Annotated in this window: 15 protein-coding genes and 1 tRNA gene; 8 read left to right on the forward strand and 8 right to left on the reverse strand. The window is 57.6% G+C overall.

What is annotated here, in order from left to right:
- Positions 1 to 32: 32 nt before the first annotated feature.
- Entirely contained in the window at positions 33 to 860 is an 828-nt protein-coding gene (gene fghA, locus JM93_RS01180) for an S-formylglutathione hydrolase (protein ID WP_145340246.1), read from the forward strand.
- A 4-nt stretch (positions 861 to 864) separates the two neighbouring features.
- Here the strand turns inward: fghA and JM93_RS01185 are convergent, their stop codons facing one another.
- From JM93_RS01185 to JM93_RS01210, 6 genes are all read right to left on the reverse strand, one after another.
- Positions 865 to 1,947, reverse strand: a complete 1,083-nt coding sequence (locus tag JM93_RS01185) for a lysophospholipid acyltransferase family protein (protein WP_145340247.1) — start codon at positions 1,945 to 1,947, stop codon at positions 865 to 867.
- Positions 1,944 to 3,344 carry a cytochrome P450 gene (locus tag JM93_RS01190; protein WP_208994852.1) on the reverse strand — a complete coding sequence of 467 codons (1,401 nt, stop codon included), beginning with the start codon at positions 3,342 to 3,344 and terminating at the stop codon, positions 1,944 to 1,946. Before JM93_RS01190 ends, JM93_RS01185 begins: the two co-directional genes overlap by 4 nt.
- Positions 3,345 to 3,406: 62 nt before the next feature.
- Positions 3,407 to 3,796: a DUF423 domain-containing protein gene (locus tag JM93_RS01195; protein WP_145340248.1), complete on the reverse strand. Its 390-nt coding sequence runs from the start codon at positions 3,794 to 3,796 to the stop codon at positions 3,407 to 3,409.
- 61 nt (positions 3,797 to 3,857) lie between these two features.
- Positions 3,858 to 5,900 (reverse strand): M3 family metallopeptidase, encoded by a 2,043-nt coding sequence (locus tag JM93_RS01200; protein WP_145340249.1) that lies wholly within the window; start codon positions 5,898 to 5,900, stop codon positions 3,858 to 3,860.
- Positions 5,901 to 5,968: 68 nt separating this feature from the next.
- Complete coding sequence (locus JM93_RS01205; protein WP_145340250.1) at positions 5,969 to 6,367, reverse strand: DUF2306 domain-containing protein; 399 nt, start codon at positions 6,365 to 6,367, stop codon at positions 5,969 to 5,971.
- A 15-nt stretch (positions 6,368 to 6,382) separates the two neighbouring features.
- On the reverse strand, positions 6,383 to 7,483 hold the full coding sequence (locus JM93_RS01210; RefSeq protein WP_208994853.1) for an agmatine deiminase family protein: 1,101 nt from the start codon (positions 7,481 to 7,483) through the stop codon (positions 6,383 to 6,385).
- 828 nt (positions 7,484 to 8,311) lie between these two features.
- On the opposite strand from JM93_RS01210, the gene JM93_RS01215 reads away from it, so the two are divergent.
- From JM93_RS01215 to JM93_RS01245, 7 genes are all read left to right on the forward strand, one after another.
- Positions 8,312 to 9,667, forward strand: a complete 1,356-nt coding sequence (locus tag JM93_RS01215) for a substrate-binding protein (RefSeq protein WP_145340251.1) — start codon at positions 8,312 to 8,314, stop codon at positions 9,665 to 9,667.
- Positions 9,668 to 9,764: 97 nt separating this feature from the next.
- Positions 9,765 to 10,796, forward strand: coding sequence for a branched-chain amino acid ABC transporter permease (locus tag JM93_RS01220; protein WP_145340252.1), 1,032 nt, complete (start codon positions 9,765 to 9,767; stop codon positions 10,794 to 10,796).
- Positions 10,797 to 10,799: 3 nt separating this feature from the next.
- Entirely contained in the window at positions 10,800 to 12,002 is a 1,203-nt protein-coding gene (locus tag JM93_RS01225) for a branched-chain amino acid ABC transporter permease (protein ID WP_145340253.1), read from the forward strand.
- A 12-nt stretch (positions 12,003 to 12,014) separates the two neighbouring features.
- Positions 12,015 to 12,770: an ABC transporter ATP-binding protein gene (locus JM93_RS01230; RefSeq protein ID WP_145340254.1), complete on the forward strand. Its 756-nt coding sequence runs from the start codon at positions 12,015 to 12,017 to the stop codon at positions 12,768 to 12,770.
- Positions 12,767 to 13,546 carry an ABC transporter ATP-binding protein gene (locus JM93_RS01235; RefSeq protein WP_145340255.1) on the forward strand — a complete coding sequence of 260 codons (780 nt, stop codon included), beginning with the start codon at positions 12,767 to 12,769 and terminating at the stop codon, positions 13,544 to 13,546. Before JM93_RS01230 ends, JM93_RS01235 begins: the two co-directional genes overlap by 4 nt.
- A gap of 92 nt (positions 13,547 to 13,638) precedes the next feature.
- Positions 13,639 to 14,586, forward strand: coding sequence for a bifunctional Delta(1)-pyrroline-2-carboxylate/Delta(1)-piperideine-2-carboxylate reductase (lhpI, locus tag JM93_RS01240; protein WP_145340256.1), 948 nt, complete (start codon positions 13,639 to 13,641; stop codon positions 14,584 to 14,586).
- Positions 14,587 to 14,612: 26 nt separating this feature from the next.
- Positions 14,613 to 15,713: a calcium:cation antiporter gene (locus JM93_RS01245; protein ID WP_145340257.1), complete on the forward strand. Its 1,101-nt coding sequence runs from the start codon at positions 14,613 to 14,615 to the stop codon at positions 15,711 to 15,713.
- A gap of 15 nt (positions 15,714 to 15,728) precedes the next feature.
- Here the strand turns inward: JM93_RS01245 and JM93_RS01250 are convergent, their stop codons facing one another.
- Both JM93_RS01250 and JM93_RS01255 read right to left on the reverse strand, forming a co-directional pair.
- Positions 15,729 to 16,583, reverse strand: a complete 855-nt coding sequence (locus JM93_RS01250; RefSeq protein ID WP_145340258.1) for a GNAT family N-acetyltransferase — start codon at positions 16,581 to 16,583, stop codon at positions 15,729 to 15,731.
- Between the two features lie 90 nt (positions 16,584 to 16,673).
- Positions 16,674 to 16,749, reverse strand: a tRNA-Glu gene (locus JM93_RS01255).
- Between the last annotated feature and the right edge of the window lie 24 nt (positions 16,750 to 16,773).

A 16,773-nucleotide genomic window follows, 5' to 3' on the forward strand; every position in this document is an offset into this window, starting at 1 on the left:
ACATTCCCGCTTTTCCGATCAAGGGGCCGATCATGGAAACCATATCTGAAGCACGCGCCTATGAGGGCGTGCAGGGCGTCTACAGCCACAGCTCCCACACCACGGGCTGTGACATGACCTTCGCGGTTTATATGCCGCCGCAGGCAAAATACGGTCCCGTGCCCTGCTTGTGGTACTTGTCTGGGCTGACATGCACCCACGAGAACGCCATGACCAAGGCGGGCTTGCAGGCCCATGCGGCCGAATTCGGACTTGCAATCGTTTTCCCGGATACGAGCCCGCGCGGTGACAAGGTGGCCGATGACGAAGCCTATGATCTTGGAAAAGGGGCTGGGTTTTACATCAATGCGACCGAAAAGCCTTGGGCTCCGCATTTCAAAATGGAAGACTATATCGTCAAAGATCTAAGGGCTCTGGTTCAAAACGCGTTCGAAGTCTTAGACAGTCACGGCATCACCGGCCATTCCATGGGTGGCCATGGCGCTTTGACTCTCGCCATGAAATATCCAGAGCTCTTTCGGTCGCTATCGGCGTTCGCCCCGATTGCCAACCCGTCACAATCGGATTGGGGCCGAAAGCAGTTCAAGGCGTATCTTGGCGACAACGAAGCTCTCTGGGCGGCGAATGATGCCAGCCTGCTCCTCAAAGAGGCCGGCTGGCCTTCCGATATCCTGATTGATCAGGGGGCGGGCGACCAGTTTCTTGAGCTGTTGAAACCGGAGAGCCTTGCGGCCGCGTTGGCCGAGACACGCACACCCTCCACCATTCGCATGCAGGAGGGATATGATCACTCCTATTATTTCGTCTCGACGTTCGGTTGGGATCATGTGGCCTGGCATGCCGAGCGACTGGGCGCTTAGGCGATCACCACCCGGCGCGGGTGTTTTTTTGGGAAAGGACTTGCGCATAAGGTCCTTGCTCAAACCCGTCTGGTAACCTGATTTCGCTCAACATGTACCATTCTTCAAGATTTTCGAGCACCACCGGCTCATAAACCTCATTGAGTGCCGAGAGAGTTGAGGCGATCGGATAGGTCCCGTCGCTGCGCGCCACCGGCGGGCAGATCGTCAGCTTGAAGCGGGTGCCGGGCAGCCGGGTCAGGTAGAGCGGAACGATGGTTCCGCCGCAAGCGTTGGCAAGTTTGATTGCTGCAATCCCGTTGCCCTTGCTTGGCATTTCGCGCCCGAAAAAGGGAATGTGAACCTGCCGCTCGCGGACTTCATCGATGAAGATGGTCAGTGACGTTTCGCCAGCTTCCAGCAGACGTCTCAGGCGGTACGCGCTCTTTTGTCCGGGCGGAAACAGATACTGGTTCCGCCGTTTGCGCAGCTGATGGATGATATGGTTCGTGAAGCGGTTTGGTTCAGGCTGGAAAGGGCCAATGCTGGGGCCTGCAAGCCCGTGATGGACCGCAACGAAAACCGCTTCCCATGTGCTCAGGTGCACTGATGTAAAAATGAGGGGCCCGCCGAGTGCGCGGGCGCTCTCCAGATGCTCGCGGCCGTGGACCTCTATCCGGCCGTCCCGCCAAAGCCGGTTGACGATTGCGAACTCGGACAGGGTTCGCCCGGTGTTGAGCCACCAACGGTTGAGGCGCTGTTGTTGCGTGGTTGCGTTGTGCTTGCGACCGCATGTCAGGGCTTTGAAATTGCGGGCAATGCGCTGCGCGAAAATCCGCTTTTGATACCGCCTTTGTGCCGAGGGAGCACTGACTGCACCGAACCAGGTTGCGAACCCGGTTGGCATGGCACGTACCATATGATGGAACAAGACGCTCGCGAGGCCGTCACGGGTATGCACCAGCCAGTGCAGCCGGGCTTCTTTCGCCTGGTCGGGATCACGGCTGAACAGGTTTGCGAACCGCGGAGGCCGGGGCTCCACGGGACGCGTTTCTTCGAACGCGATGTCCGACAGCCTCAGGCGTTTGCCGGGTGGCGCGCCCTTCATTGTGTTCGTGGATGCAGCGTCATGGGGAGATCTTCGCCGGGGCGCAAGGTCAAACGTGCGACCGGCTGAACGTCGGTGCCCGGTTTCAAGGCCAGCTTAAAGTGCTGCGCAAGATGGGCTAGGCTGAGAATGGATTCGGTCAAGCCGAATTGCAGCCCGGCGCAGATCCGGGGTCCGATGCTGAATGGCACATAGCCATACTTGTTGGGCTTTTTCGCTTCGGGGTTCACAAACCGTTCCGGTGAAAAGGAATCCGGATTGTCCCAAAGCACCGGATTGCGATGCATCAGCCAGGGCACCACCATGACCAGGGAGCCCTTTGGGACCTCCTTATGGAAAATGCGTGTTGGTTCGATTGCCTCCCTGGCCAAGATCGGAACCGGCGGATAAAGCCGCAATGTCTCCTCGATCACCGCTTTGGTATAGGGCAGGTTGCGGACATCCTGAAAGGACGGCACCCGTCCGGCCAGCACTCCGTCCAACTCGGCGTGCAATTTTGCGGCGACCCGCGGCGACTGGGACAGCAGGTACCATGCCCAGGCGAGTGTGTTTGCTGTTGTCTCATGCCCGGCCATGAAGATCACCGCGGCTTCGTTGCGAATAGCGTCCCGGCTCAGGGGATTGCCGTCATCATCGCGGGCTTCCAGCAAGCCGCCAATGACGGAGGCCTCGCCCGCCTCTTTTTGTGCGCTGTAACTGTCGATGATTTCATCGAGCACATCCATGATCCGTTTCACCGGTTTGCGAATGGCTTTGCCCCGGAAACGCGGCAGCCACTCCGGCAGCCCGAACATGGAAATAAGGTCAATCTGGTCGATGTGGCGCTGGTAGTCGGTAAAGCCTTCCACCACTTCACGGGCGTAACTCTTGCCGAGGTTGCGGCCAAAAATCGTCCGGCAGATGATTTCGGCCGTGAGGTGTGCCATGTCGGCCAACGCGTCGGTCTCCGCGCCATCGCCCTTTGAAGCCCAATGTACACGGGTTTCCTCAATGGTCTCGACCATGATCGGTGCAAAGCCTGGGACGCGAGACCCATGAATGATTGGCGCCACGACCTTGCGCCGATCGGCCCATGTCTGGCTGTCGCTGACAAACAGGCCATCGCCCAGCAAAGGTTCCAATGCGTGACGCATTTGGGGACTCTTGCGCTGCAGGGCTTCATGATTTGTCTTGAAGGCCTCACGAACGACATCGGGACGGTTGCAGATAATCAGTTCCCGAGACAGGACCTTCTGGCTGCGCAATCGCCCCTTGAAATCGTCTGCGCCCCAAATTGATAGGAAGTTCTTTTTCGCCATGCCGATCAGTTTCCAGATCGGCGGCATGTGCTCGTAGCGGAACGGATAGGGGGGAACAAAGTCTTCGGAGGGTACTGTGCTTTCCGCAGTGAGGGACAAGTGCAAGATCCTTTTGCGCAGTTCAACGCCGTTTTAGCTGCAAAAAGGGCAGGGCAAAAGCCCTATCTCGGGCGGATGCGCAAGGCACTTAGAGCCAGGGTAAGCCAGCTTGCTATGATCAGCGTGCCGCCGGTTGGAGCGGACATGGCAAAGAGCCTGCTTTCGAGAAACACCCGGCTTGCCAAATCGCCACAGAAAAGCAACAGGCCTGCCACTAGTCCAAACAAAGCAAACGGCAACAATGGGACCCGGCGAAGGAGCGTGATAACGCCAATACCCAATATCACCGGCGCATGAAACAACAGCATCTGAGCAGCTGTTTCGAGGACCCCCGTGCTATCCGCATGAGCGGAGAGCGCAAGGAGGGCAACCCCCGCAGCCCCAGCAAGGCCTCCGAGCATCAGACACAGGCGAAAGAGCGGGGAGCTCTGATCAGGGTTTGGAGAGAACATTTGAAACCGGAAAAGGTGAGGTCACGTGTCAAAGGGGCCGGTTGACCGGCCCCAATTAACGCTAGGCGGCAAGACCGCGCCGTTCAAGCAGTGAATCGATTTTGGGCGCCCGTCCGCGAAAGGCTTCATAAGCTTCTTCCGGATCTGGCCTGCCGCCCGCCGAATAAATGTTGGTGTAGAGCCGGTCGGCGGTCTCCGGATCGAAGATATCTCCGGCCTCTTCGAAGGCACCGAAGGCATCCGCGTCCATAACTTCGGACCACATGTAGCTGTAGTAGCCAGCCGAATAGCCATCGCCGGCAAAGGCATGAGCCAGATGCGGCACCCGGTGGCGCATGATAATCGCGTCCGGCATTCCGATGTCTTGCAGTGCTTCAGACTCGAATGTGCTGACGTCGAGATCAGACACATCGGTCAGCTGATGCAGTTTCATATCCACAAGCGCAGTTGCAGTGTATTCGACGGTTGCAAATCCCTGGTTGAAGTTTTCGGCAGCCAGCAGTTTGTCCAGCAGAGCCTTCGGCATCGGTTCTCCGGTTTTGTAGTGCACCGCATAGCGCGACAAGACGTCCGGCTGAGACAGCCAGTGTTCGTAAAGCTGAGAGGGCAATTCTACAAAGTCGCGTGCCACGCTGGTGCCAGAGATAATTGGGTAGGTGACGTTTGACAGCATGCCATGGAGCGCGTGGCCAAACTCGTGGAACAGGGTCCGGGCGTCATCAAAGGTCAGCAACGTTGCTTCTCCGCTCGCGCCTTTGGAGAAGTTCATAACATTGACAATGATGGGCGGAACGGTGCCGTCGAGCTTGTGCTGCGACTGGAAGGCACTCATCCATGCGCCGGACCGTTTGGAGGAGCGTGCAAAATAGTCGCCGAGGAACAGGGCGACATGTTCGCCGGTTTTGTTGGTGACTTCAAAGGCGCGGACATCGGGGTGATAAAGGTCAAGGCCTTTGATTTCCCGGAAAGACAGACCGAACAACCGGTGCGCCGTGTCGAAGGCCGCGGCGATGATCTGCTCTAGCTGCAGATATGGTTTCAACTCGGTCTCATCGAGATCATGTTTTTCTTTGCGTACTTTCTCAGAGTAGTAGCGCCAGTCCCATGGTGCGATCGGTGCGTTGTTGCCTTCGCGCTGGGCAAGATCCGCCAGATCTGCTTCTTCCTCGCGGGCCCGTGCAACAGCCGGGGTCCAGACATTCATTAAAAGGTCTTCAACAGCTGCAGGCGTTTTTGCCATCGTGTCATCAAGCTTGAAATCGGCAAATGACTTGAAGCCAAGCAGATTGGCTTTTTCGGTTCGCAATTTCAGGGTCTCGGCCACAAGCTTCCGGTTATCGGTCTCACCGCCCTGTTCGCCACGGCTTGCCCAAGCTTGAAAAGCTTCCTCGCGTTTCGCCCGGTTGGAGGAGAATTGCAGAAATGGTTCGATGGACGAGCGGGACAGGGTGATGACGTGCTTGCCCTCCAGTCCACGCTCCCTGGCAGCTTCGGCCGCTGCGGCGAGCAGGAAATCCGGCAGCCCGGCCAAATCCTCTTCCCTTTCCAGCACAAGCTGGTAGTCGGCTTCGTCCTTAAGGACGTTCTGTGCGAATCGGGTTCCTAGTTTGGCCAGTTCTTGAGAGATCTCTGCCATTCGGGTCTTGCCCGTCTCATCCAGCCCGGCGCCCGCACGCTGAAACATGATGTGGTACCGCTCCAGAACTCTGGCTTGTTCGTCAGACAAGCCGAGACTTTCGCGATTGGCCCACAGTGTTGCCACACGTTGGTATAGTTTTGTATTCAGCAGCGTATCCGAGCCATGTTTTGCAAGCTTTGGCGAAATGTCCCGCTCTATTTCCTGAAGCGCCGGGCTTGTGTGGGCCCCGGTCAGGTTGAAAAACGTTCGCGCGACTTTTGTCAGAGCTTTGCCGGTCTTTTCCATCGCTTCAATGGTGTTCTCAAAGGTCGGTTCCGACGGGTTATCCGCAATGCCGTCGATCTGTGTGCGCGCGTCCGCCATGGCCGCCTCGAAAGCGGGGCCAAAGTGGTCTTCCTTGATGTCTGCGAATGGGGGAAGGTTGAACGGCGTCGTCCAGTCTTGGAGCAGCGGATTGGCGGTCATGAAAGTCCTCTAGTGTGTATAACGAACCCGGTTGGGATATGGCGTCGGCGTCTTCCGGTGCCAAGGGCTTATCCGCCAAACAGCACGTCATACATCAAACGCCCGGGCATGAATGCGAAGAACCCGGCGACCAGCAATGCTCCTGTATACAACAAGATCATCGTCCTGCGGTGCTCACGGACATCCTTGCGACGGGCTTCCAGGATTCCGCTGATCAGGCCAAAAAGAGCCAAAACAGACAGAACGTGGATGGGGCTGAATGGTCCCCAAAGCCGAATGTCGTAGATCAGGAAGCTCGTGGCCGCCGTCCAGAGCATCAGCGCCGCCCAGACATAGCCGACGGCCTGATGGCGACCAGTCCCCTTTGCGGCGATCAATTGATAAGTGCCGATGAAAAAGGCGGCCAAGGCAGCCAAGGCGTGGCTGGCAATCAAGAACCCGGCGTCGATGAGCGGTGCAAAGCCCATAATTGCTTTTTGCCTTTAGCGCGTGGCCGGTTGCTGCTGTGTGGCACAGTGGATGCCGCCGCCGGTTTCGCCAACAGGATCCACATTCAGCATCATGATTTCCCGGTCCGGGTAGAGATCTGCCAAGACACGGGCCGCTTCCTGGTCCGTATCCCTGTCGCCGAATTCGGCAGCGATCACGGCACCGTTGCAAACATAATAGTTCACATAGGAGGCTACGAAATCTGCAGATGTCACCCTCGGCCGTTCCGGGTAGGGCAGGTCAACAAGCTGCAGGCGCTGTCCCCTTGCATCCGAAGCTTCAGCCAGAATGTCGTAGGTCTCAAAAGCGGACAGAGAAAACGGATCCGTGTCCGACACGTCCGGCAGCTGGATCAAGATTTGGCCAGGGGCAACAAAGCGGGCGAGGGCATCGATATGGTCATCGGTGATATCCGCACCGGCAATTCCGGGGGCCCAAATCATCTTCGTCGCGCCATAGGCGGCAAGCAGGCGCGCCTCTATTTCAGCGCGGTCCGAGTCATTCCGGTTCGGATTTACCCAGCTGCTCTCATGGGCCATCAACGTGCCCGCGCCATCAGTCTCCACGCCGCCGGGTTCTCCGGTTATACCGCTGTCATATACGGGCAGTCCCAGCCTTTCGGCCACGCGCTGGGCAACCAGGCCATCGTTGCGGTGAAACTGCTTGTTGCCCCAGCCGTTGAAATTCAGATTGGAAACGGCCAATCCACCGTTTCCGTCAACGGCAAACAAAGGGCCTGAATCGCGCGCCCACAGGTCATCTGTCGGAATGTCCCAGATCTCCACATTGTTCGACAGCATCCGGCGCGCCAGCAGAGCGTGTTTCCTGTTCATCAGCATCACAACCGGTTCGAATGCCGAGATCGTATTGGCGATGTCTGCGATCGACTCCTGGAGATCCATCAGAAAATCGGGATCTGGATGGACCCTTGTGCTGGCAGGCCATTGCATGAAGGTGCGCTCGTGCCTGACTTCTTCGGCTGGCACAAAATAACCGTCCGGCAGACCAAAGCTTTGGGCGGCAATAGGCATGCGCAAGCCTCCGCAGGCAACACCGGTGAGGGCACCGGTCAACAGGGTTCGCCGTGTTAACATTTTCCACTTCCTACTACATGGTTTTGGCTGCGCGTGCTGGCCAATCGCGATCATAAGCCGATCCATCGAAGTGTGTTTGGGTTTCCTGCATGTTTTGTCCAGGTGTTGGCAACGTCCCTGCGTCGGGACGCGAAGGCGTATCCCTTCGCCGGACCGGCATCAAGGCTCGGGCGCACTGGAAGTAGACGGCCCGGATGCTGATCCTGATCACGGATCTCCTTGATACGGGACGCTTGCCCGGCCGTTCCGTAGAATGTCTGAAGTTGCTCGCACGATCTCACTTCACAGCCATGAATCGGGAATTCCTCTCAGACAGTCCCGGATTGGGAGTCACTATTCGCCTTTGGTCTTTCAAACACAAAAACAGTGAAACTTCATCGGACTAAGGGGCAATGCGTACAATATTTGCGCGCAAAGCGTTTAGTAATAGGTACTTCAATCTAAGGGGGATATTTGGTCTATAACTTTCGGATAAGGGCGTTGCCTGCGGTGGAGGCAGCCCACATTGTTAAGCAAGATGTTGGGATGCAAAAAAGAAACGGCTAGGCGGCTGATAAATATCGAAAATTGCTCTTGCTGCAGTGCAGTATTCAGATACTTACGTTTACGTAATATATAAGTCATTTCCCTAATAATGTTCCGTATGGTGATGCAAACCGCGCCGATAGTCGTATTGCGGCAAATATTCGCCTTTCCCTAAAGTCTTTCCAGCCTGCATGCCCGGTGCTTGAGGGACCGCTTCGGTCGGGGAACTAGTTTCTGGGTCTGCTGGCGGACTGCAACTCAGCAGCCAATCATCAGGCTTACGGGCTTTTCTGGGAGGAAAGCATGACCCTTATTCGTAAACCACTTAGCCGCCGTTCCATTCTGCGCGCAGGCGCAGCGGGCGGAGCTTTGCTGGCGACACCGACAATCTTTACCAGCCGCGCATGGTCTCAAGGTTATCTGAACGAGCCGACAGGCTCGACAGTGACCCTTGGCTTCAACGTTCCGCAAACCGGTCCCTACGCGGACGAAGGTGCCGACGAGCTGCGTGCTTATGAACTGGCAGTCGAACATCTGAATGGCGAAGGCGATGGCGGCATGATGTCGACATTTTCTTCCAAAGCGCTCAAGGGCAACGGCATTCTCGGCAAGAAGGTCGAGTACGTGACCGGTGACACCCAGACCAAATCTGACGCCGCGCGGGCATCGGCCAAGTCGATGATCGAAAAAGACGGTGCGATCATGATCACCGGTGGTTCGTCCTCTGGTGTGGCCGTGGCGGTTCAGGCCCTTTGCCAGGAAGCTGGCGTCATTTTCATGGCCGGGCTGACACACTCCAACGACACCACCGGTAAGGACCGCCGCGCAAACGGCTTCCGCCACTTCTTCAACTCCTACATGTCCGGCGCTGCGCTGGCTCCGGTGTTGAAGAACGCCTATGGCGATGACCGCAAGGCATATCACCTGACGGCGGACTACAACTGGGGCTACACAACCGAACAGGCGGTCCGTGAGTCAACGGAAGCAATGGGTTGGGAAACGGTTGAAACCGTCAAGACACCGCTCGCAGCGACTGACTTCTCTGCTTACATCACGCCGGTTCTTCAGTCCGACGCAGACGTGCTGGTTCTGAACCACTACGGCGGCAACATGGTGAACTCCCTGACAAATGCTGTTCAGTTCGGCCTGCGTGACCGTGTTGTGAATGGCCGCGACTTCGCAATCGTGGTTCCGCTCTACTCGCGTCTGATGGCGAAGGGTGCGGGCGAGAACGTCAAGGGCATCTTCGGGTCGACCAACTGGCACTGGTCGCTTCAGGACGAAGGGTCCAAGGCATTCGTCCGGTCCTTTGGCCAGAAATACGGCTTCCCGCCAAGCCAGGCTGCGCACACCTGCTACGTCCAGGCGCTTCTGTATGCGGATGCCTGTGAACGTGCCGGGACGTTCAACCCATGCGGTGTTGTCGAAGCGCTTGAAGGCTTCGAGTTCGACGGTCTGGGCAACGGCAAGACCTTGTACCGCGCCGAAGATCACCAGTGCTTCAAGGACGTTCTCGTCGTGAAGGGTAAAGAGAACCCGTCTTCGGAGTTCGACCTTCTTGAGATCGTCGAAGTAACACCTGTCGAGCAGGTCACCTACGCACCGGATCACCCGCAGTTTGCGGGCGGCGCCCTCGGCACCTGTAATTCAGGCGCGTAACAACTTTCCTTGGCTGGGCGGCTTCCGCCGCCCAGCCAGTCTTTAATGGATGCGCGGGGGGCAGAGGCTTTCGCGCTCATGATCCGAGCTGAGAGCTATGGACGCGATACTTCTTCAAATCTTGAACGGACTGGACAAAGGCTCGGCCTACGCGCTGATTGCCCTCGGTCTCACCCTCATCTTCGGCACTCTTGGTGTGGTGAACTTCGCGCATGGTGCGTTGTTCATGATCGGCGCGTTCTGCGCCGTTATGCTATCCAGACTGCTGTCTCTTTCCTACACCACCATCGACCCGGACCGGACCGACTTCCTCGGGAACCCGCTTAAGGTCGAAACGCCCTATGTGGAGGCGTGGTTCGGGCCCGAGACCGGTGCGGCGATCATCGACTGGTCTGTGCCGCTGGCGATTCTCTTCTCGATCCCGATCATGGCCGTCATCGGCCTGGTGATGGAGCGGGGCCTCATCAAGTATTTCTACAAGCGTCCGCATGCAGACCAGATCCTCGTGACATTCGGTCTGGCCATCGTTCTTCAGGAAATCATCAAGTATTTCTTCGGCGCCAACCCCATCCCCACGCCAGCGCCCGATGTATTCGCCGGGAGTTTCGACTTCGGCGCAATGATCGGTATGGATCCGAATGTCATCATCTATCCCTATTGGCGGATCGTGTACTTCCTGTTCGCGGCAGTGATCATTGGCGGCGTGTTTGCCTTCCTGCAATACACCACATTTGGCATGGTGGTCCGCGCCGGTATGGCGGACAGGCAGACGGTCGGGCTCTTGGGCATCAACATCGACAAGCGCTTTACCGTAATGTTTGCGCTCGCTGCCGTTGTTGCCGGGCTTGCCGGCGTCATGTACGCACCAATCAACTCGCCCAACTACCATATGGGCATGGACTTTCTGGTCTTGAGCTTCGTCGTGGTGGTCGTCGGCGGAATGGGCTCGCTTCCGGGCGCTGTTCTTGCCGGGTTCGTGCTTGGTATTCTGGAGAGCTTTGCCTCCATGGCGCAAGTCGTCTCGCTGCTGCCGGGCATCAACCAGATCATCATTTACCTCGTTGCCATCGTAATCCTGCTGACACGTCCGCGCGGATTGATGGGGCGCAAGGGCGTTATGGAGAGCTAAGCGATGTTGGGCTTGAACAAAAAAGACTCTTCCCTGTTCCTGCTGGTTCTTCTCTTGGTGATCTTCGCACCATTCCTGTTGAACCCGTTCCCGGAAAACTCAGAACTGGCACAGTTCAACGCTGGATATCCGGACTTGATGCAGCGCTTCCTGATTTTTGGGATTTTCGCCATCGGCTTCAACATCCTGTTCGGCCTGACCGGCTACTTGAGCTTCGGTCACGCTGCCTTCCTCGGTGTAGGCTCCTATGCCGGTGTATGGATGATGAAGCTTTTGACCATGAACGTGCTTCCGGCCATCATTATCTCCGTGATTTTTGCTGGCTTGTTCTCGCTGCTCGTCGGCTACATCTCACTGCGCCGGTCGGGGATCTACTTCTCGATCCTGACATTGGCCTTCGCACAAATGTCATTCTCTCTCGCCTATTCGGTGCTCACGCCGATCACGGCCGGGGAAACCGGGCTGCAGCTCGCACTTGACGATCCGCGGATCCTCGGTGTGAGCCAGGTCGATGGCACGATCCCGCTCGCTCACTTCTTCGGATTGAACATGCGGGAGAGTTATGAGCTGGCGATGGGCGGTTGGCTGTTCACTTTCAACGCCGGCTATTATCTATGCGCCGTCATCATGATGATTGCCTTTTATGTGGCGATCCGGATTTTCCGGTCCCCGTTCGGCATGATGCTGCGTGCGGTCAAATCCAACCAGCAGCGCATGAACTTCACCGGTCTGAATTCCCGGCCCTATACTCTTGCGGCCTTCGTGATCTCCGGCATGTATGCCGGACTGGCTGGCGGCTTGATGGTGGCCATGGATCCTCTTGCTGGCGCGGAGCGCATGCAATGGACAGCGTCCGGCGAGGTGGTATTGATGACCATCCTGGGCGGCGCCGGTACGTTGATCGGTCCGGTCCTTGGAGCGGGCTTCATCAAGTATCTTGAGAACATCTTCTCCAAGATCAATGACAACATTCTCTACGAATGGTTCTCCGCTCTGCCGACTGCTGTTGCCGATGTGCTGGTCTTCGTGATCCATCCGTTCATCGGCAAAGGCTGGCACCTGACACTCGGGATCATGTTCATGCTGATCGTCATCTTCCTGCCTGGCGGCATCATGGAAGGCTTCCAACGCATCGGCAAAATGTTCTCGCGCAAGAAAAAAACCGCAACCGGCCCCTCGGGCGCAGCACCGGCACCGGCCGAGTAAGGAACCTGCGATATGGAAATCCTCCGCGTAGAAGGTGTGAACAAGTCGTTCGGCGGCCTGAAAGCACTCAACAACGTGAACTTCTCTGTCCAAGAGGGCACTGTTCACGCGATTATCGGACCCAACGGTGCCGGGAAATCAACCTTCCTCAACTGCATGATCGGGCGCCTTGCGCCCGATACCGGAACGGTGATGTTCGGCGATATCTCGCTGACGGGCATGAAACCGCATGAGATCAACCAGGTTGGTGTGTCTCGCGTTTTTCAGACGCCGGAAATCTTCGGCGATCTCACGTTGCTTGAAAACATCATGATCCCTGCGTTCGCCAAGCGGGACGGGGATTTTGCGCTGCATCCGTTCCGCCGCGTGGACCATGATGCGGAAATCCACGACAAGGCACTCCACATGCTGGAGGACGTCAATCTGGCGGAAAAGAAAGACATGGTGGCCAGCAGCCTGTCGCGTGGCGACAAGCGGCGTCTGGAACTGGCCATGTGCTTGTCCCAAGACCCGAAACTTCTCCTGCTGGACGAGCCGACAGCCGGTATGTCGCGCGCGGACACCAACAACACGATCGATCTTCTGCAACGCATTGGCGATCGCGGCATCACAAAGGTCGTGATCGAGCACGACATGCATGTGGTCTTTTCACTTGCAGAAAAAGTAACGGTGCTCGCGCAGGGCACAATCATTGCCGAAGGCAAACCGGAAGACATCAAGGGCGACCCGCGTGTTCAGGAAGCCTATCTGGGAGGCGCGCACCTATGACCATTCTTGAAGATCAGTTTGCAGGCCATTCGGCGCCGGGTGTTGCCCCGCGCAAGGCACGCGGCGGCGCTCCGGCATTCTTCTCGGCCTGGGATCTGCACGGATACTATGGGGAAAGCTATATCGTTCAGGGCGTCCACTTCGATATCCGCGAGGGCGAAATCCTGGCGCTGCTTGGCCGGAACGGCGCGGGCAAGACGTCGACCTTGCGCTGTATTGCCCGGATGGACGATCCGCAACTCACGCACGGTGAAATCTGGCTCGACCACAAGCCGCTTCATGAGATGAAAAGCTATGAGGCGGCCCGCAATGGCGTCGGTCTTGTTCCTGAGGACCGGCGGATCATCCAGGGCCTTACCGTGCAGGAGAACCTTGAACTGTCCCAAATCGCCGAGCCGAAGGGCTGGTCGATCGAGCGGATTTATGAACATTTCCCGCGCCTTGCAGAACGGCGCGCGCAGGATGCCGTGACGATGTCTGGCGGGGAACAGCAGATGCTGGCATTGGCCCGCGTTCTGGCCCGCGACATCAAGCTGCTTTTGCTTGATGAACCCTATGAAGGGCTTGCTCCGGTGATCGTTCAGGAAATCGAGAGAATCCTGGAGGGCGTCAAGGAACTGGGCATCACGACCATTATCGTGGAACAGAATGCGATCGCGGCGCTGCATCTGGCTGACCGCGCGGTCATCCTTGACATGGGAGAAGTGGTGTTTGACGGTACGGCCCAGGAAGTGCTCGACAATGCCGAGTTGAGACAGGAATATCTGGCGATCTGATCCCAGTCTTCTGAGCTTGACCGAATACCGGGCCGGCGCTGTCAAAAGCGTCGGCTTTTTTGTCGGCGCAACGCACATGATGAGGATGCCCGATGCTGCTTCTGTCGGAAAGCGAGACACAAAATGCCCTGCCATTTCCCGGTTTGATCGATGCGCTTGCCGATATGTTCAAGACGGGCTGTGATATGCCCGTGCGCCACCATCACGACATGAAAGTGCCCGGCGAGCCGGATGCAACCATGCTTCTCATGCCGGCCTGGGTGCCAGGCACCTATGCCGGGGTCAAGATCGCCTATGTGGTCCCTGGCAATTCCGCACGGTCCTTGCCGGCGGTCTCGGCCTCCTACATGCTTTCGGATGCAGCCACCGGCGCACCGCTGGCGCTGGTCGATGGCGGCGAACTGACAGCCCGGCGCACCGCGGCTGCGTCTGCGCTGGCCTCCAGGTATCTGGCCCGTCCGGATGCACGCAGATTGCTGATCGTTGGAACCGGACGGCTGTCGATCAATCTTGCAGGCGCGCATGCTGCCGCCAGACCTATCGAAACCGTGCAGGTCTGGGGCAGATCTCTTGAGAAGGCGCAAGCCGTCGCAGATGCAGTCACGGCGGCGTTTGGCATCAAAGCGAGCGCAGTCTCAGACCTCGAGGGCGCCTGTGCAGAGGCGGACATCATTTCTGCCGCCACCCTGTCACAGGATCCATTAATCAAGGGCGCCTGGCTGCAGCCCGGCACACATGTCGACCTGGTGGGCGCGTTCAAACCTTCCATGCGTGAGAGTGATGACGAAGCCGTGCAGCGGGCGACCGTGTTTGTCGATACGCGGGACGGCTGCACCAAGGAAGGCGGGGATATTGTTCAGCCGCTTCAATCTGGTGTGTTGAAGCCCGGCGATATTGCTGCCGACTTGTATGAATTGACCCGCGGGACGCATCCCGGCCGGAAGGCGCCGGACGAAATCACCCTGTTCAAGTCGGTGGGGGCGGCGCTGGAAGATCTTGCCGGAGCGATACTCGCATACCAAACAGCATCCAAGGGCTGATACGGACGGAACCGGGGAGAAAGCGCATGACTGCGGTCAAATCGGAACTCGCATCGCTGATCGGTTTTCTGCTTTTCGGGCTTTTCCTGCTTTTTGGCGGGGCGCTTTACCCGTCCGATATCGGGCTTGGCGCTTCTGGTCTGGTCTTGGCAGGCTTGTTCGCGGTTATGGCTTGGTGTGCGTTTTCGGTTGTCCGCCATGCAGAGTGCCTTGCAACGCTTTTGGGCGAACCCTACGGCACGCTGATCCTGACGCTGGCAGTGATCGGCATAGAAGTGGCTCTGATTTCCGCCGTCATGCTTGCTGGAGACGCCAGCCCGGCCATGGCACGCGATACCATGTTTTCCGTGGTCATGATCGTGTTGAACGGCCTTGTCGGCCTGTGCCTGTTGTTTGGTGGCCTACGGCACACCAGTCAGACCTACAACCTACAGGGGGCAAATGCGTTCTTGTCGGTGTTGATCCCTCTTGCGATTTTCGCGCTCGTATTGCCGCGGGCGACGCAATCGGCCCCAGGCGGTCAGTTATCTCACCTTCAGGCAGGGTTCGATATCGTGATGTCGGTGGTGCTATATGGAGTGTTTCTCGCCATCCAGACGCGCACGCACAGCGACATATTTCAACAGCCGGAGCACAGATCGGTAGAATCGCACCATGATGTGGTTGTCCGCAGCATTCCGTTTCATGTCATCGGGCTGTTCGGTGCGCTTTTGCCGATCATTCTCTTGTCGAAGAAGCTGGCGCTATATGTCGATTTTGGAATTGCCGGCCTGGGAGCGCCGATCGCGCTGAGCGGTTTTTTGGTCGCAGCGCTTATCCTGATGCCGGAAGGTTTGAGCGCCATTCAAGCCGCGCGCGACAACATGCTTCAGCGCGCGGTCAACATTTGCCTCGGCTCAGCTGTTGCAACCATCGGCCTGACCGTGCCGGCGGTTCTGGCAATCGGATGGTACACCGGACAGAATATCGAGCTAGCGCTTGAGGTGCCGGAGATCATTCTTTTGGCCCTGACTTTGTTTGTGTCTGTCGTCACGTTTGTCAGTCCGCAAACAAACTACCTGCAAGGCGCCGTGCATCTGGCGTTGTTCGGTGCCTATGTGATGATGATTTTTGATCTGGCCGGTTAGCCGATTATTGGTCTGCTACCCCAGTTCGAAGGTCGTGATTCCGTAAATCCGCTGCAGAGGCAGATCCGGTGCTGGGCCTTTATACATACGGGCGGTTTCGAAGCTGGCCGATAGACCATACCGTTCCGCAAGCTCCAATCCTGCGGCATTCGGTTCGGGTACATCCAAAACGACGGTTTGACCTTTTACTTGACCAGCCAATGCCCGGAACAGAATGTCAGCGTGCTTGGGCGTTTCCGCGAAAAGCGGACCTATCTTGAAACCATCCAGGCATTTGCGAATGACGCCGTATCCCAAGATGCGACCGTCTTCGATAAGGGCAAAACCGCGCCGCGTTGGGTGCCCGGGCATTGTCCATGCTTTCAAGAACGGTTCCCGATCTTCCTGGAAAAACGCGGCGTCATAGTCGCGGATGGAGGGAAACAGGCCCTGGCCAAGAATGCTGAGCCGGGGATCCATCGGCGTATCCACCAAGGGCACGCCTTCGTAGCGAATGTTGCGGTGCTTGTTCTCAAAGCCCGATTTACGGTAGTTGTCCTGCTGGTCGATAACGCCATCCAGACCCACTGTGCGGCCCTGAAGATGGCTCATTGCATGCTGCCAAATGGCCCAGCCATGTCCGGACCCGCGATGCTCCGGGTGGCAGATGTAAAATCCGATGAAACCGAAACGGCTGCCATATCGGACAGCGGAAATGACTGAAAGCGGTGTGCCCTCAGCGTCTTCGCGGATGAAATAGCCGCCGGGATCTGTATCGAAGAACACGTCGAGATCATGTTCGCCCGGGTTCCAGCCTTCGTTCGCGGCCCAGTCGATGGCGCATTTGAGGTCGTCGCGGGTCATGGAACGGATAGTTGGATTAAGCGGCATGATTTCCTGTCCAGATGCATCAGGATGACAAGTTGGCACTGCGGAGGGTGCGCCGCAAGGCGGTCTGTCATGCCGTTTACTGGAGAGAAATGGCACGCCCAACGGGACTCGAACCCGTGTTTCCGCCGTGAAAGGGCGGCGTCCTAGACCGCTAGACGATGGGCGCGCGGTCGACGCGTCTGCGTCGTGG

The organism is Roseibium hamelinense, assembly GCF_007830545.1.
In the GTDB taxonomy this organism is placed as follows: domain Bacteria; phylum Pseudomonadota; class Alphaproteobacteria; order Rhizobiales; family Stappiaceae; genus Roseibium; species Roseibium hamelinense.

Excerpts from the sequence above, each read along its gene's own strand:
- JM93_RS01230 (WP_145340254.1), top strand. The coding sequence starts at position 12,015 with ATGGAAATCCTCCGCGTAGAAGGTGTGAACAAGTCGTTCGGCGGCCTG.
- lhpI (WP_145340256.1), top strand. The coding sequence starts at position 13,639 with ATGCTGCTTCTGTCGGAAAGCGAGACACAAAATGCCCTGCCATTTCCC.
- JM93_RS01250 (WP_145340258.1), bottom strand. The coding sequence starts at position 16,583 with ATGCCGCTTAATCCAACTATCCGTTCCATGACCCGCGACGACCTCAAA.
- JM93_RS01185 (WP_145340247.1), bottom strand. The coding sequence starts at position 1,947 with ATGAAGGGCGCGCCACCCGGCAAACGCCTGAGGCTGTCGGACATCGCG.
- JM93_RS01245 (WP_145340257.1), top strand. The coding sequence starts at position 14,613 with ATGACTGCGGTCAAATCGGAACTCGCATCGCTGATCGGTTTTCTGCTT.
- JM93_RS01215 (WP_145340251.1), top strand. The coding sequence starts at position 8,312 with ATGACCCTTATTCGTAAACCACTTAGCCGCCGTTCCATTCTGCGCGCA.
- JM93_RS01210 (WP_208994853.1), bottom strand. The coding sequence starts at position 7,483 with ATGTTAACACGGCGAACCCTGTTGACCGGTGCCCTCACCGGTGTTGCC.
- JM93_RS01225 (WP_145340253.1), top strand. The coding sequence starts at position 10,800 with ATGTTGGGCTTGAACAAAAAAGACTCTTCCCTGTTCCTGCTGGTTCTT.
- JM93_RS01235 (WP_145340255.1), top strand. The coding sequence starts at position 12,767 with ATGACCATTCTTGAAGATCAGTTTGCAGGCCATTCGGCGCCGGGTGTT.
- JM93_RS01195 (WP_145340248.1), bottom strand. The coding sequence starts at position 3,796 with ATGTTCTCTCCAAACCCTGATCAGAGCTCCCCGCTCTTTCGCCTGTGT.
- JM93_RS01200 (WP_145340249.1), bottom strand. The coding sequence starts at position 5,900 with ATGACCGCCAATCCGCTGCTCCAAGACTGGACGACGCCGTTCAACCTT.
- JM93_RS01220 (WP_145340252.1), top strand. The coding sequence starts at position 9,765 with ATGGACGCGATACTTCTTCAAATCTTGAACGGACTGGACAAAGGCTCG.
- JM93_RS01205 (WP_145340250.1), bottom strand. The coding sequence starts at position 6,367 with ATGGGCTTTGCACCGCTCATCGACGCCGGGTTCTTGATTGCCAGCCAC.
- fghA (WP_145340246.1), top strand. The coding sequence starts at position 33 with ATGGAAACCATATCTGAAGCACGCGCCTATGAGGGCGTGCAGGGCGTC.